Raw genomic sequence first — 15,566 nt, forward strand, 5'->3', positions numbered from 1 at the left:
TGATGTCATCCGAAGCGGCCGACGACGCCAGGGCCCCCGGTCAGTCGCCGAAGCCCACCCCAGACCAGGCGCCACCGACGGACGCCGGGCCGGCCGGCCCGCCCGGTCAGCCGGCGCCCGACGCGGCCGAGGAGGCGGCGTCGCGGCGCGCCCGGCCGTGGACGCTGGGCCTGGTGTGCGTGGCGATGTTCATGCTGATGCTGGACGTCACCGTGGTGAACGTCGCCCTGCCCGAACTGCGCACCTCCCTGGACGCCGGCTTCTCCGACCTCCAGTGGGTCATCGACTCCTACACCCTGACCCTGGCCGCGTTCCTGCTCACCGGCGGCTCGCTGGCCGACCGGCTGGGCCGCAAGCGGGTGTTCACCGTCGGCCTGGTGGTCTTCACCCTGTCCTCGCTGGTGGCCGGCCTGGCCCAGGACGTGCTCGCGCTCAACCTGGCCCGTGGCGTCCAGGGCGTGGGCGCCGCCGTGCTGTTCTCCGTCGGCCCAGCCCTCATCGGCCACGAGTTCCGAGGCAAGGACCGTGGCATGGCCTTCGGGCTGTTCGGCGCCGTCGCCGGGCTCGCGCTGGCCTTCGGGCCGCTGGTGGGCGGGCTGCTGACGGACGCGCTGAGCTGGCGCTGGATCTTCCTGGTCAACGTGCCGATCGGGGTGGCCGCCCTGCTCGCGGGCGCGGTGCACCTGCGGGAGTCGCGGCAGCCACAGGCGCACCGCGTCGACTGGTGGGGCATGGTCGCCTTCGCGGCGTCGCTCACCCTGCTCGTGCTCGGCTTCCTGCGGGGCGAGTCCTCCGGGTGGACCAGCGGCCCCATCCTGGCGGCCTTCGCCGGGGCCCTCGTGCTCATGGTCGCCTTCGTGGCCATCGGGCGGCGCCTCGGCGAGCGGGCCATGTTCGACCTGAGCCTGCTGCGCATCCCCACCTTCGGCGGCATCTGCGTGGCCACCTTCCTCTCCAACGCGACCAGCCTCGCCGCCGTCTTCCTCCAGATCTCCTACATCCAGAACGTGCTCGGCTTCTCGCCCTGGGAGACCGGCCTGCGGCTGATGCCGATGATGCTCACGTTGTTCGTGGTGGCCGCCCTGACCGGCGGGTTGCTCCAGACCATGCCGCCGGGGCTGCTGGTGGGCCTGTCCATCGGCTTCATCGCCGCCGGCATGGGCCTGGTGACGCTGGTGGAGCCGGACAGCTCCTGGACCGCGCTGCTGCCCAGCATGATCGTCACCGGCATCGGCATGGGCCTGTTCAACCCGCCCCGCGCCGCCGTCACCATCGGCGTCGTGCCGCCCGAGAAGGCCGGCATGGCCTCCGGCATGGGGGAGACGTTCCAACAGGTGGGCGTCGCCGTCGGCATCGCCGCCTTCGGCGCGCTCTTCCACCATCGGGTCACCGACGCGTTCGCGGCCTCGGACGCCGGAGGCCAACTCGGCGACCGGGCCCATGAGGTGGGCACCGCGGTGGCCGCCGAGGGCCAGGGCCAGGCCGTCATCGACGTCCCCGCGGACCTCGCCGACCCGGTGGCCGAGGCCGCCAGGTCCGCCTTCGTCTCCGGGCTGACCGACGTGATGGCGCTGTGCGCGGCCGTGTGCGCGCTCGGCGCCGTGGTCGCCTTCGCCTTCATCCGCCGCCGTGACCTGCACGCGAGCGCGCGGGAGGGCACCGGCGCCGAGCCCGCGCCCGACGCCGCCACGGTGCCCGCCTGACGCGCCGCGCCAGCGGGCGCCCCCGTACCGTCGCGGGCCGGCCAGGTAACCCCCGTCACCGGCCGGCCCGCGACACCCGCGTCCCGCGCGCGGCCACGCGGGATGCGCGGCCCGGATCGACTCGCCCGCGGACCCCGGCCCGCGGGCGCGGCCGGGCACGCGGAAGACTCGTGGGGCAAGCCCGAGCACGAGCCGACGAGGAGACCCACGATGCCCCCAGCGGCGCATACCGCGACCGGCGTCCCCGCCGCGCCCCCACCCGCCACCGCGCGGACGCGGCCCCGCCCCACCCACCACGGCAGCGTCACCTGCCCACGCCCGGTGCCGGACCCCGCCCTGCGGCTGTTCCTCTTCCACCACGCCGGCGGCTCCCACCTGCTCTACCGGGGCTGGGCCGAACACTTCCCGGCCGACTGGGAGGTGTGCCTGGTCAACGCCCCCGGCCGGGGCAGCCTGCACGACGTGGGCCCGCTGGCGAGCAGCGAGGAACTGGTGGCCTACCTCGTACGGGACCTGGAGCCGCTGCTCGACCGGCCCTTCGCCTTCTTCGGACACAGCATGGGTGGGCTCGTCGGGTACGAACTGGCCCGCCAACTCGCCGCCGAAGGTCGGCAGGTTCCGTGCTGGCTGGGCGTCTCCTCCTGGGGCGGGCCCCGGGCCGCTGGCCACGCGGGGTCGCGGGCGACCGAGGCCGGCGAACCGGCCGGCGGCGCGGGCCTGGCCCGGCACCTGTTGCCGGACCCCGAACTGCGCGACTGGCTGCGGTCGGTGGGCGGCACGCCGCCGGAACTGCTCGACGACGACGGCCTGTGGGCGATGTTCGCCCCCACCTTCCGGGGCGACTTCTCGGTGGTGGACACGTGGCGCCCGGCGCCAGGCGCCACGCCGCCGCCCGTACCGCTCACCGTCTTCGGCGGCGACGCCGACGCCGTGGTGCCGCCCGCGCGGCTCGCCGGCTGGGCCGAGCACACCCCGCACTTCCAGGGCCTGCACCTGCACCCGGGCGACCACTTCTACCTCCGCGACCACGAGCGGGCGGTGGCACGGCAGATCACCGAGGCCCTCACCCCGCTGCTGCTCACCCCGGCCGCTCCACCCCAGCCCCGCTGACGGGCCAACCCTCGCGACCGGTGACCCGAGCGATCCCACACGCCGCGACCGGTGAGCCCGCTCCGTCGCGGGCTCACCGCTCGCGAGCGGCGGCCCTCCTCGGCGAAGGCGTTGCGGCCGGATGAACTCCGGTGAACGCGCGTGAACAGCGGATGCCACCCCCACCCCACCCACCCGGGCCCGTGGGCACCCCTGCCCGCCACCCGACGCCCCCGCCCATCTCGACCGACTCCGACCCACCTCACCTCGTGAAGTGCCTGGTCACAGACGTACGCGGGGAACGCAAGCCGCGACGACGGCGGGGCGCCGCGCCGACCCCGCGAGGGTTGCCCGCCCGGCCGCCGCCGGGGCCGGCCCGTACCGACGCGGTGTTGACGCGCCGCCCGGGCCGTTGCGACGCTCCGCCCATGGCAGCCACCCCTCCGCACCCCGCACGGCGCCCACACGTCGCGCCACGGACCGGCCCGGCCGCGTGCCGACGCCGCGCGGCCGTCGGGTGGCGCTGACCCGTACGCGGTGGGGGGCCACCTCCGCCGCCCGAGCCACCCACGGACACAGCCACGGGGCCAAGCCCGCACCGCCCCACCCCGTCACCTGGCCGCGACCGCGCGCCGGACCGCCGTCCCACACACCGAAAGGGCATCGCCATGACCACCGCGCCGACCCGTGTGACGCCCGCCGCGACCGACCGCGACGACGGCCCGCTCCGCACCACCCGCCTCAACGGCCGCATCGGCGCCGTCATCGAGGGGGTGCGGCTCGGTGGTGACCTGGACGCCGCGACCGTGGCGGCCATCCGGGAGCGTGTCCTCGCGCACAAGGTGGTCTTCTTCCGCCGCCAACACCACCTGGACGGGCCGCGACACGAGGCGTTCGCCCGGCTGCTCGGCACGCCCGTCGCCCACCCCACCGTCCCCTCCGCTGACGGCCGTTACGCGCTGAGCATCGCCTCCGACCACGGGGGCCGGGCCAACCAGTGGCACAGCGACGTCACCTTCGTCCCCGCCTACCCGGCCTTCTCCATCCTGCGCGCCGAGGTCATCCCGCCCTACGGGGGCAACACGCTGTGGGCCAACACCGCCACCGCGTACGCCGAACTCGCCGAGCCGCTGCGCGCCCTCGCCGACAGCCTGCGGGCCCTGCACTCCAACGAGTACGACTACGCCGCCGTCCAACCCGACGCCCGGGACGAGCGACTCGACCAGTACCACCGGGTCTTCACGGCCACCTCGTTCACCACCGAGCACCCCGTGGTGCGCGTGCACCCGGAGACCGGCGAACGCACCCTGGTGCTCGGCAACTTCGTGCAGCGCGTCAAGGGGGTGCCCAGCAGGGACTCGCGCCTGCTCATCGACCTGTTCCAGCACCACATCGAGCGCCCGGAGAACACCGTGCGCTGGCAGTGGCAGGAAGGCGACGTGGCCATCTGGGACAACCGGGCCACCCAGCACTACGGGGTGGACGACTCGGACGACCACCCGCGCGTCCTGCGTCGGATCACGATCGACGGGGAGGTCGCCATCGGCGTGGACGGGCGGCCGAGTGTGCTGGTGAGTCCGCGGACACTGCCCGCGCCACCGTTCGGCACCCCCTCGGGGGCCTCGACGGCGGGATCGCCGGAGGCCGGCGCGCCCGGTTCGGCGGACTCGCCCGCCTGACGGCGCGGTGCGCGGTGGCGTGACGCGGCCGTGGACGGGGCGGCGCCGCACGGGGGAGCCGTACGGAAGGGGACCGGGGGCGCGATGGGGGAGTGGAGGCGGCGGCCGGGGCCGGGGCGCGTGGGCCCGGCCGGCAGCCGCGGGGCCTGGTCGGCCGTGTCGGCGGGTGGGCGCTGTGTACCGTCGCCGCCGTACGGTCCCGTGGCCAACGCCCGGGACCGGCCCGCCGTCGCGGGCGACATGTGGGTGCGATCGTCAGGAGGCCGGGACCTCCGCCGCACCGTCGGAGTGGGACACGGCGGCCGAGAGGCTGTCGTGGATCAGGAAGACCTCGGTCAGCCGGGTGGCCCGGAGCAGCCTGAGCGTGAACGAGTCGGCCACCACCAGCCGCAGCAGCCGACCCCTGCGCCGCAGGCGGTTGGCGAGCTGGCACAGCACGCCCAGGCCGCTGCAGTCGATGAAGGTGACCCCGGTCAGGTCGACCACCACATCCGGCTGCCGATCCAGGTCCTGACCTGCGAGGAGGTCGGTGTTCGCGGCGGCGACGAGGATGTCTATCTCGCCGTGGAGCTCGATGATCAGGAACCTGTCAAAGGTCCAACGCCTGATCGCGTAGGGGAGTTCGTGCTGCTCGGACATGGGGCGCTCCCTCGCCAGTGAAGGCGGGTCGATGATTACTCTGTGTTACTATTTTTTGCCGCTCGGCGCCTCGGAAGGAGTTTTGTCGTGTCGTCCATCCGCTGATTTCACGCCATGGGCTGAGGCGGCTACCAGGGATGATGCCCAATTCAACGGTGATCTACCGTCGTAAGGGGAACTTCTTGTGCCGAATCTGCATTTCGACCGATGATTACGAGGAGTAATTGCCCTTCGAGGCGAGTTTGGCGAAGTCTCACCGGCATACGTACAGTTCGGGGGTTTGCTGGTAGCACGAGGCCGAGGGACGGTAAGCGGCGATGACGGTGGCTGAGGAAAGCCCGGCCGAGGAGCAGGGGATCGACCCCGACCGACTCGCAGCCTGCCTGGACGTACTCGCGGAGCTCGACCGGCTGCCGCTCGACCACCCCGACGCGATAGCCGTGCGGCGGGCCACGGCCGGGATCTACCGGACGGTGAAGCAGCGCCGCCGCCAGGAGCGGCGCGCCGCCAAGACCGCCCACGACAAGGCCGTCACCGAGGCCACCGCCACCGGCGCCGCCGACCGCATCGACGACGAGACGATGGGCATCCCGCTGGCCGCCACCGCGACCACCGAGATCGTGGGCGTGCTCCAGCGACCCCGGTCCTGCTACATCTGCAAGACCCGGTACACCGAGGTGGACGCCTTCTACCACCAGATGTGCCAGCCGTGCGCCAAGGAGAACCGGGCCCGGCGCGACGCCCGTACCGACCTGAGCGGTCGGCGGGCGCTGCTCACCGGTGGCCGCGCCAAGATCGGCATGTACATCGCCCTGCGGCTGCTGCGGGACGGCGCGCACACCACCATCACCACGCGCTTCCCCAACGACGCCATCCGCCGCTTCAAGGCGATGCCCGACAGCGCCGAGTGGCTGCACCGGCTGAAGATCGTCGGTATCGACCTGCGGGACCCGGCCCAGGTGGTCGCGCTGGCCGACTCGGTGAGCGCCGAGGGTCCGCTGGACATCCTCATCAACAACGCGGCCCAGACCGTGCGCCGCAGCCCGCGCGCCTACGCCGAGCTGGTCGCCGCCGAGCAGGCGCCGCTGCCGGCCGGCGAACTGCCCGCCAAGGAGGTGTTCGGCCACTTCGGCAGCGGCAGCCACAACGAACTGCCCGGGCAGGCCGGCCGCTCCGACGAGCTGACCCCGAACGCCATCACCGCCCTTGCGCTGACCAGCGGCTCGGCCTCACTGGCCCGTATCGAGGCCGGCAACGCCATCGACGCCGGTGGCCTGGTGCCCGACCTGGACCCGACCAACAGTTGGATACAGCGGGTTCACGAGGTGGACCCGCTCGAACTCCTCGAAGTCCAACTCTGCAACGTCACCGCGCCGTTCGTCCTGGTCAGCCGGTTGCGCCCGGCGATGGCCGCGGCGCCGGCACGCCGCAAGTACGTGGTGAACGTCTCCGCCATGGAGGGCCAGTTCAGCCGCGGCTACAAGGGCGCGGGGCACCCGCACACCAACATGGCCAAGGCCGCCCTCAACATGCTCACCCGCACCAGCGCCCAGGAGATGCTGGAGACCGACGGCATCCTGATGACCGCCGTCGACACCGGCTGGATCACCGACGAGCGGCCCCACCCCGACAAGGTCCGGCTCGCCGCCGAGGGCTTCCACGCGCCGCTCGACCTGGTGGACGGCGCCGCCCGGGTCTACGACCCGATCGTGCGCGGCGAACTCGGCGAGGACCTGTACGGCTGCTTCCTCAAGGACTACGCGCCCTCCGCCTGGTAGGCGCGCCGGCCGATCAGGCCCACGACGTCTGGTGGCCCGCGCCGGGAGGGCGCGGGCCACGGGTCGTTGGGGCGAGGGGCGTTCATCGCCGTCGGCGGCTGGCTCAGGTGCCGGGCTTGCGGCCGTAGACGAACGTGTCGTCGCCGTTCCGAAGCAGGCTCCAGTACTTCTTCGCGTCGGCCGTGCGCATGTTGACGCAACCGTGCGAACCCGGCGCCGACCACACGTTGCCGCTGATCGCGTGGAACGCCTGCCCGCCGTCGAAGAACTGGCTGTAGGGCATGCGCACGTGGTACAGCGTCGACCAGTGGTTGATGTTGCGCCAGTAGACCTTCTTGGACCCGGTGCGGGTCTCGTGGCCGTTGCGCCCGGTACGCACCGGCACCGGCCCGTACACCAGCTTCTTGCCGTCCTGGATCCAGCTCAACTGGCGGCTCAGGTCCACGCAGGCGATGCGTCCCCTGCTAGTGGGGCACTTCTTCGCCTTGTTGGGGTTCTTGCCCGCCGCCCGCTGCTTGCCCACCAGGTCCATCATGTTTCGCGTGACCGGCCCCGCGTACCCGATGTTGGGGGAGATGGCGTGCGCCGTCTGGAAGGAGCGGATGGCCCGGCAGTCGGCGGCCGACTGCTTGCCGTCCACCGGCCGGCCGAGGAACTTCTCGGCCTGCTTCTGGTACGGCCCCGCCTTGGCCGTACAGGCGCTCGCGGCCTGCGCGGTGCCGCTGCCCAGCGCGACGCTGAGCGGCACCGTCAGACCGGCGATGCCCAGCAACACCCCCACCCGGCGGCCCACCTTGCGACGTCTACTGACGTGTGAGCCCTGCTCGTTGCTCTCGTTCACTCTCATGCCTCATATGACTGTTCATATGACCTCTTGGTTGCCGAGCGAATGCGACCAATCCCGCCCGATTTCCGCCGCGGACGTTCCCCCGCTCGGCGCGGCCCCTCCCTCGTCGGGGGCATCTTGCGCCCGCCGCCACAGGGACGCGCCCGAGGGCGGTGCCGCGCGTGAGAGCGTGGTGCGTGGGCTGGGGGACCGGGACCCGGAGCGCGACGACGACCCACGGGAGGTGGGGCCATGGCCGTGACCGCGACGGAGCGGCTCGACGCGGCGGTGCGACGGCTGACGCCGCGACCGGACGACAACCGGCTGGTGCCGCTCGTGGCGGCGGGCACGGCACCGCTGGGCGCCATCGCCACGCTCGCCCTGGAGCAGTACCGCATCATCGACAGCGACCGGCGCGCCTTCCTCCACCTCGCGCAGCGCTCCGTCGGCTCCCCGACCATCAGCACCTTCTTCGCCGCGATGGCGGACGGCGAGTACATCGCCATGAGCCGGCTGCACGACCTGGCCGCCGCCTGCGGGCTCGACCAGGCGACGGTGCGCGACTACCGGCCCCGCGCCGGATGCCAGGCCTACCCCGCCTACCTGGCGTGGCTGGCGCTCAACGCGGAGCCCGCCAACGTCGTGCTCGCCCTGGTCGCCAACTTCACCGCCTGGGGAAAGTACTGCGCCGCGGTCTCCCACGGGCTGCGCGTCCACTACGGCTTCGACGCGCGGGGCCGCGGCTTCTTCGACTTCTTCGCCCAACCGGTGCCCGGCGACGGCGAACGGGCGCTCGCCGCCGTGCGGGCCGGCCTCGACAGCGGGCTGCTGACCGAGGCGGCGGACCACTACGGCGACCTCGTCCTCAGCTACGAGCTGATGTTCTGGAACACGCTCGCCGACATCGCGACGACCCGGCCGCCCCGCTGAGCCAGCCAAAGAAGACCAGGAAAGCCAGACAGCGGATGTCCGGTATCGGCGAGAGCATCGCGCCATGACGACGAGTTGGAACGACGTACGCCAGGCCGCCCCGGAACTCGCGGACTGGGTCGAGGCGCGCTTCGCGACGTACAAGCACCACGTCCTGGCTACTCTGCGCGCCGACGGGTCGCCCCGGGTGACCGGTCTTGAGGTGGCCTTCCTCGGCGGCGAGGCGTGGCTGGGCATGATGTGGCACTCCCGCAAGGCGCTGGACCTGCGCCGCGACCCGCGCCTCGCGGTGCACGCCAACCCGGGACCCGGCGCGGAGCTGCCGGACGGGGACGCCCGGTTCGGCGGGCGGGCCGTCGAGGTGTCCGAGGGCGCGGCGCGCGCGGCGTACATCGCCGAGATCAAGCCACCGGAGCCGTTCCACCTCTTCCGCGTCGACGTGCGCGAGGTGGCCCGTACCCGCATCGTGAACGGCACTCTCCAGCTCCAGACCTGGCGGCCCGGAAGCGGGCTGCGGACCGTGTGGCCGCACGAGCCGGACGGTGCGCCGGAGGAGAATTGGGGCGCGGTCCAGGGGAAGCGGGGGTAGCCGGCGGCGGGGCGCGCACCCGCCGCCGTGGGCGCTGACCGGGTGGTCGCCGGTCCGCCGGTCCGCGCCGTCAGCCGCGTGCCGTGTCGCGCCCCTTCCGCGCGTGGGAGTAAATGGGAGGGGAAGGGGCAGCCGGTCGATGACGGGCGGATTGTCCGTGCACGCGAACCACAGGAGTTTCCTCATGGCGTACGACATCACGGCGATGACGGTGCCGCCGATCTACCCGGAGCCCGTGCCGCCCGGCACGCCCGACCCCGTGCCGCCGACGCCCACGCCGCCCCCCGGCCCCGGGCCGGGCCCGGGACCCGGGCCCGAGCCGGGGCCTGGCCCCGGGCCGGTGCCACCCATTCCGCCGGACCCGACGCCGGCGCCTGGTCCCACACCGGGGCCCGAGCCGACGCCCCAGCCGGGACCGGCGTAACCGGCGCCGCACCGGCCGGTCGGCCTCCGCACCACGGTGCCGCCCGGGGTTCCCGCCCCGGGCGGCACCGTCGCGTCCGGAGCCGGCCGGCCCTCGCGCCCGGCGGCCGCGCGCCTGCCACCGCCTCCGCTCCGCCGGCTGTCCGCCCGGCGGAGCGGTGTGGCGTCCACCGTGTGAATCGCGCCGTTCGCTGGATGAACTAAGGCGACAACGGGCTGAAATCATGGGTTTCCCAGGCCAGTTGGCGGTCTAGGCTAAGCGGCGGGGCATAGGGCGACGGCACGAGGACGCGCGAACGCGCGAAGCAGAACGGAGCATGACCTGCCATGCCCACATCGTCCGCGGACATTTACCACGTGCCAGGCGAGCAGGCGGACTGGACGCCCGACACCGACCCTGTGCCGCTGCACCGCCTCTCGGTGCCGGCCCCCAACGTCCTGCCGTTCGCGATCGGCACCTTCGACACCATCGGCCCGCTGTCCCGGGCCACCTTCCCGCACCGGCACACGTTCTACGAGCTGCTCTACGTCACCTCCGGGACGGGCACCCACGTCATCGAACAGGTCCCCTGGCGGCTGCGACCACCCCATCTGTGCGTGATCGCCCCGGGCCAGGTGCACTACTGGGCCGGCGTGCGTGACCTACAGGGGTGGGTCGTCCTGTTCACCGACGACTTCCTGCTGGCCCACCCGGAGGACCGGGCCGCGCTGCGCCGGCTGGCCGAGCGGCCGTGGCTGCACCCCGACCCCGCCACGGCGCCGGCGCTCGCGTCGCTCATCTCCGACATGGGTCGGGAGTTCCGCGACCGCGAGGACGGGTTCATCACGGTGCTGCGCTCCTATCTGCACGTGTTGGTCGTCCGCGCCCAGCGGCTGCCCGGCGCGCTGCCGCCCGAGGAGGAGGCCGTCGGCAGGTCGACCGCCGTGGCCCGGCAGTTCTCCCAGTTACTGACGATGCACACGCGCAGCGGGGGCGCCGCGCTCTCCTCGCGCTCCACCGGGGGCGGCAGCGGTGGGGGACGGGCCGCCGTGCGCGCGACCGTCGGGGCGTACGCCGTGCGGATCGGGGTCTCGGTGGGCTATCTGACCGAGGCCGTCAAGCGCACCACCGGACGCACCCCCGGCCAACTGATCCGGGAGGCGGAGATCCGCGAGGCCAAGCGGCTGCTCGCGGCCACCGGCCTGACCGTCAGCCAGGTCGCCCGCGAGGTGGGCTTCGCCGACCCGGCGTACTTCTGCCGCTTCTTCCGCCGCGAAACGGGGCTCAGCCCGGGGGACTTCCGCCGTCAGGCGGACCGCGACCCGCTGCCACCGGCGCCTTCTCCGGGGACCGGAGGGAATCACCACGTTCGCCGAACCGAGTCCATCGACCGGCCCTGAGCGCTCCGCATAGGTTCAGTCCCGCTCGTACGGCCAGCACGACTCACCCCCAAAAAAGACCGCGGGAGGAACACCGTGGAAGGCGAGAACACCCAAGACCCCACGAACACGCACGAGGGCTCGCGCAGAGGCATGACCCGCAAGACGCTGCTCAAGGCGGCGCTCGCGGCGGCCCCCCTGCCGATCGTGCTCGGCGGCGTCTCCTGGGCGAAGGACGACCGGACGCCCTCGGGGCAGCCGCTCGCGCCCACCCCGTACTGCGACGACAACGACAGCCCGACGCCGCCGCAGATGGAAGGCCCGTACTTCAAGCCCAACTCGCCCCGGCGCACCTCGCTGCTGGAGGCGGGGGTGACGGGCACCAAGCTGACGCTGACCGGCTACGTGTTCGGCCTCGCGTGCCGGCCCATAGCCAACGCGCTGCTCGACTTCTGGCAGGCGGACGTGCGCGGCGCGTACGACAACCGCGGCTTCCGGCTGCGCGGTCACCAGTACACCGACGCCCAGGGCGCCTTCAAGCTGGAGACCATCGTCCCGGGCCTCTACCCGGGCCGCACCCGGCACATCCACGTCAAGGTGCAGGCCCCGAACCGGCCCATCCTCACCACCCAGCTCTACTTCCCGGGTGAGCCGGGCAACAACAGCGACCCGATCTTCCACCCGGCGCTGCTGATGAACATCTCCAACGGTGGCGGCGGCAAGCTGGCGAAGTTCGACTTCCTGCTCAACGTCAACCAGCGGAGCGGTCGCTGAGCCGTCGCCCTTCGCCGGGCACCTGAACACCTGAGCACGTGACCCACCGTTGGTGCTGTCCGCTGCCCCTGCACCACTTCCCCACACGCCGCGCGGCGCGGCTGGTGCGCACGCGCCGCGCGGTCAGGGCAACGGCACGGTGGAACGGGCACCGCCCGCTCGCCTTCTCACGTGAGGCGAGCGGTGCGGCGCGATCTTTGGCATCGTGGGACGGGCGAGCCTCCCCGCTCTTCGCCCGCCCGCCCCACGCCTCGCGGAGGTGCCCGATGATCCTCGCCCTCGTGCTCGACTGCTCCGATCCGGACGCGCTGGCCCCGTTCTGGGCGCAGGCGCTCGGCTACCGGGTGGTCCGCGCTAACGCGCCCTACGTCGCCCTCGGCGATCCCCATGGCGTCGGCCCCGAACTGCTGTTGCAGCGGGTGCCCGAGCCCAAACGCGGCAAGAACCGGATGCACCTGGACCTGCGGGTGCCCAGGATGGAACCCGAACTGGCCCGGCTGCGCGCCCTCGGCGCGCGAGCGGTACGCGGCCCCTTCGACGACGAAGGGTGGCTGACGACGGTTCTGCTGGACCCGGAGGGCAACGAGTTCTGCGTGCTGGAGGTGCCGCCGGACGAGGCGCACCCCGCCGACCAGCGGCCCGACGCGGCCGAAAGTCCCGCGCCGGACGGCCCGTCGAGCTAGTCGAGCTAGCGGCGCTCCTTCGCCCGATCCGGCTCGCGCCCGCGCCCGTTGCGGCGCAACCAGTACGCCGGCAGGAACCAGCAGCAGGTGAACCAGACCAGCACGGCGCCCACCAACCAGCCCGCCATGGCGTCGGTGACCACCACGCGCAGGATGAGCAGAAGTGCCGAACCGAGCGTGCACAGCAGCAGGATCAGGCCGATCAGCGTGCAGCGGGAGGCCCAGATCACGGTCTGTGGCTTGACGCCCCAGCCGGTGACGAAGCGGTGGATGGAGACCGGGGCGATCAACGCGCCGGTGGTCGCGGCGCCGAGCAGCACGGTGACCACGTAGATGTTGCGGTTGGTGTCCGACAGGTCGGGGAAGCGCGGCGTGAAGGCGACCGTGAGCAGGAACGCCAGCAGGATCTGCACGCCCGTCTGCGCGACGCGCACCTCCTGCAGGAGTTCGACCCACCGCCGGTCCGCGCGCTCGTCCTGACTCTCCTGCCGCCCGCTGCCTCCCGGTATTCGCTCTGGTTCGGGGCCGTGCTCGGCGTCGCCGGGGTTCCGGGCGGATGTTCCCTGGTTCACGTCCACGACCAGTTCCTCACCTCGGGCAGATCCTCTCCGTACTCTCTGATGTACGCGTGGTGCTCGGCGCGCTTGTCGTTCATGCGCTGGCGCACCGCGATGGCCGTCAGCGCCAGCCCCGGAACACGGTCGATGACGTCCATGACCAACCGGTAGCGGTCCATGTCGTTGCGGACGACCATGTCGAACGGGGTGGTCGTGGTGCCCTCCTCCTTGTAGCCGCGGACGTGCAGGTTGTCGTGGCCGGCGCGGCGGTAGGTCATGCGGTGGATCAGCCACGGATAGCCGTGGTAGGCGAAGATCACCGGCTTGTCGGTGGTGAACACGGCCTCGTAGGCGCTGTCCGGCAGCCCGCTCGGGTGGTCGCGCGGCGGCAGCAGCCGCATCAGGTCCACGACGTTGACCACTCGCACCGCCAGCTTGGGCAGGAACGCCCGCAACAGCGACGCCGCGGCCATCACCTCCATGGTCGGCACGTCGCCGGCGGCGGCCAGTACGACGTCCGGCTCCCGCCCGGTGTCGGTGCCCGCCCAGTCCCACACGCTGACGCCCCGGTGGACGTGGTGGACGGCGTCCTCGACGGACAGCCAGTCGAACGAGGGTTGCTTGCCCGCCGCGACGATGTTGATCCGGTCCCGCGTGTCCAGCGTCTGCTGGGCCACCGCCAGCAGCGAGTTGGTGTCCGGTGGCAGGTAGACCCGGATGGTGTGCGGGTCCTTGTTGACCATGTGGTCGATGAAGCCCGGGTCCTGGTGCGAGAAGCCGTTGTGGTCCTGCCGCCACACGTGCGAGGTCAGCAGGTAGTTGAGGGAGGCGATCGGCATCCGCCAGGGCAGCTCGCGCGACACCTTCAGCCACTTGGCGTGCTGGTTGGCCATCGAGGTGACGATGTGGATGAACGCCTCGTACGACGAGAACAGGCCGTGCCGCCCGGTCAGCAGGTACCCCTCGAGCCAACCCTGACAGTTGTGCTCCGAGAGCATCTCAAGGACCCGTCCGTCGCGGGCCAGGTTCTCGTCCACCGACAGGATCTCCTCCTGCCAGCCCTTCCCGCTCGCCTCGTACACGTCCTGGAGCCGGTTGGAGGCCGTCTCGTCCGGTCCGAAGACGCGGAAGTCCCGCCGCTCGTCGGTGGCCCGCAGCACGTCCCGCAGCAGCGCGCCGAGGGCCCGGGTCGGCTCGTGGAGCGTGGTGCCGGGCTTGATGACCTCGACGGCGTAGCGGTGGATGTCGGGCAGCGGCAGCGAGCGCAGTAGCCGGCCGCCGTTGGCGTGCGGGTTGGAGCCCAGGCGTCGGTCACCGCTCGGCACGTGGCCCAGCACCTCGGGGCGCGGCCGGCCGTGCTCGTCGAAGAGTTCCTCCGGGCGGTACGAGCGCAGCCACGCCTCCAGCTGCGCCAGGTGCTCGGGGTTCTCGCGCAGCCCGGACAGCGGGACCTGGTGGGAGCGCCAGGTGTTCTCGACCGGCTGCCCGTCCACCTCCTTCGGGCCCGTCCAACCCTTGGGCGTGCGCAGCACGATCATCGGCCAGCGGGGCCGGGTGGCGCCGGCCGAGCCGCGCGACCTGGCCTCCTGCTGGTGGGCGGCGATGCGGTCCAGGGCGGTGTCCAGCGCGGCGGCGAGCTGCTGGTGTACCTCCAGCGGCTCGTCGCCGCTGACGTAGAGCGGGTCGTGCCCGTAGCCGCGCAGCAGGTCGTCGAGTTCCCGCCGCGGCAGTCTGGCCAGCACCGTCGGGTTGGCGATCTTGTAGCCGTTGAGGTGCAGGATGGGCAGGACCGCGCCGTCGTGCACCGGGTCGAGGAACTTGTTCCCGTGCCAGCCGGTGGCCAGCGGGCCGGTCTCCGCCTCGCCGTCGCCGACGATGGCCGCGACCAGCAGGTCGGGGTTGTCGAACGCGGCGCCGTAGGCGTGGCTGAGCGAGTAACCCAGCTCGCCACCCTCGTGGATCGAGCCGGGTGTCTCGGGCGCCACGTGGCTGGGCACCCCGCCGGGGAAGGAGAACTGCCGGAACAGGCGGGCCATCCCCGCCCCGTCGCGCGGCACGTCCCGGTAGACCTCCGAGTAGCTCCCGTCCAGCCAGCAGCAGGCCACCGTGGCCGGCCCGCCGTGGCCGGGGCCCGTGATGTGGATGGCGTTCAGGTCCCTGGCGGAGATGACGCGGTTCAGGTGCGCGTAGACCAGGTTGAGCCCCGGGCTCGTACCCCAGTGGCCCAGCAGCCGCGGCTTGATGTGCTCCGGACTCAGCGGCTCGGTGAGGAGCGGGTTGCCCAACAGGTAGATCTGGCCGACGGCCAGGTAGTTGGCGGCCCGCCAGTACCGGTCCACCGTGGCGAGGTCGTGGTCGGACAACGGGTGGGAAGGGGGTGTGGCCATGCAGCGGGCCTTTCTCCTTCGGGGACGTCGACGGTCTCCGACTACCCAGCCTGGCTCCGGTATGCCGACCGCGCGAGCCAGGTCCGCGTCGGCGGCGGGCGCCGGCACCCGATCGGCGGGCCCGTGACCAGCGACGGAGGGCGAACCGGC

Annotated in this window: 13 protein-coding genes; 9 read left to right on the top strand and 4 right to left on the bottom strand. The window is 72.6% G+C overall.

Annotated elements, in window-relative coordinates; all coding sequences use genetic code 11:
* Positions 1–2: 2 nt before the first annotated feature.
* From OYE22_RS32135 to OYE22_RS32145, 3 genes are all read left to right on the top strand, one after another.
* Positions 3–1,703: an MFS transporter gene (locus OYE22_RS32135; RefSeq protein ID WP_277323719.1), complete on the top strand. Its 1,701-nt coding sequence runs from the start codon at positions 3–5 to the stop codon at positions 1,701–1,703.
* Between the two features lie 210 nt (positions 1,704–1,913).
* Positions 1,914–2,813 carry a thioesterase domain-containing protein gene (locus OYE22_RS32140; protein ID WP_277323720.1) on the top strand — a complete coding sequence of 300 codons (900 nt, stop codon included), beginning with the start codon at positions 1,914–1,916 and terminating at the stop codon, positions 2,811–2,813.
* 647 nt (positions 2,814–3,460) lie between these two features.
* On the top strand, positions 3,461–4,471 hold the full coding sequence (locus tag OYE22_RS32145; protein ID WP_277323721.1) for a TauD/TfdA family dioxygenase: 1,011 nt from the start codon (positions 3,461–3,463) through the stop codon (positions 4,469–4,471).
* A 255-nt stretch (positions 4,472–4,726) separates the two neighbouring features.
* Here the strand turns inward: OYE22_RS32145 and OYE22_RS32150 are convergent, their stop codons facing one another.
* Positions 4,727–5,110: an STAS domain-containing protein gene (locus OYE22_RS32150; protein ID WP_277323723.1), complete on the bottom strand. Its 384-nt coding sequence runs from the start codon at positions 5,108–5,110 to the stop codon at positions 4,727–4,729.
* 317 nt (positions 5,111–5,427) lie between these two features.
* Between OYE22_RS32150 and OYE22_RS32155 the strand changes: the two genes are divergently transcribed.
* Positions 5,428–6,888 carry an SDR family NAD(P)-dependent oxidoreductase gene (locus tag OYE22_RS32155; protein WP_277323724.1) on the top strand — a complete coding sequence of 487 codons (1,461 nt, stop codon included), beginning with the start codon at positions 5,428–5,430 and terminating at the stop codon, positions 6,886–6,888.
* Positions 6,889–6,991: 103 nt separating this feature from the next.
* Here OYE22_RS32155 and OYE22_RS32160 read toward each other — a convergent pair whose 3' ends face one another.
* A complete protein-coding gene (locus OYE22_RS32160; RefSeq protein WP_277323725.1) occupies positions 6,992–7,735 on the bottom strand; it encodes a L,D-transpeptidase in 744 nt (247 codons plus the stop codon).
* Between the two features lie 231 nt (positions 7,736–7,966).
* Between OYE22_RS32160 and OYE22_RS32165 the strand changes: the two genes are divergently transcribed.
* The 5 genes from OYE22_RS32165 to OYE22_RS32185 all read left to right on the top strand — a co-directional run bounded on the left by OYE22_RS32165 (position 7,967) and on the right by OYE22_RS32185 (position 12,472).
* Positions 7,967–8,644, top strand: coding sequence for a transcriptional regulator (locus OYE22_RS32165; protein WP_277323726.1), 678 nt, complete (start codon positions 7,967–7,969; stop codon positions 8,642–8,644).
* Positions 8,645–8,708: 64 nt separating this feature from the next.
* Positions 8,709–9,233 (top strand): pyridoxamine 5'-phosphate oxidase family protein, encoded by a 525-nt coding sequence (locus OYE22_RS32170; RefSeq protein WP_277323727.1) that lies wholly within the window; start codon positions 8,709–8,711, stop codon positions 9,231–9,233.
* Positions 9,234–10,061: 828 nt separating this feature from the next.
* A complete protein-coding gene (locus OYE22_RS32175; RefSeq protein WP_277324419.1) occupies positions 10,062–11,036 on the top strand; it encodes a helix-turn-helix domain-containing protein in 975 nt (324 codons plus the stop codon).
* Positions 11,037–11,168: 132 nt separating this feature from the next.
* Positions 11,169–11,789 carry a dioxygenase gene (locus OYE22_RS32180; RefSeq protein WP_277323728.1) on the top strand — a complete coding sequence of 207 codons (621 nt, stop codon included), beginning with the start codon at positions 11,169–11,171 and terminating at the stop codon, positions 11,787–11,789.
* Positions 11,790–12,055: 266 nt separating this feature from the next.
* Entirely contained in the window at positions 12,056–12,472 is a 417-nt protein-coding gene (locus OYE22_RS32185) for a VOC family protein (protein WP_277323730.1), read from the top strand.
* A gap of 5 nt (positions 12,473–12,477) precedes the next feature.
* Here the strand turns inward: OYE22_RS32185 and OYE22_RS32190 are convergent, their stop codons facing one another.
* Complete coding sequence (locus OYE22_RS32190) at positions 12,478–12,981, bottom strand: DUF6328 family protein (protein WP_277324420.1); 504 nt, start codon at positions 12,979–12,981, stop codon at positions 12,478–12,480.
* A gap of 59 nt (positions 12,982–13,040) precedes the next feature.
* Positions 13,041–15,416: a phosphoketolase family protein gene (locus OYE22_RS32195; protein WP_277323731.1), complete on the bottom strand. Its 2,376-nt coding sequence runs from the start codon at positions 15,414–15,416 to the stop codon at positions 13,041–13,043.
* Positions 15,417–15,566: the final 150 nt, after the last annotated feature.

It is taken from the genome of Streptomyces sp. 71268 (genome assembly GCF_029392895.1).
In the GTDB taxonomy this organism is placed as follows: domain Bacteria; phylum Actinomycetota; class Actinomycetes; order Streptomycetales; family Streptomycetaceae; genus Streptomyces.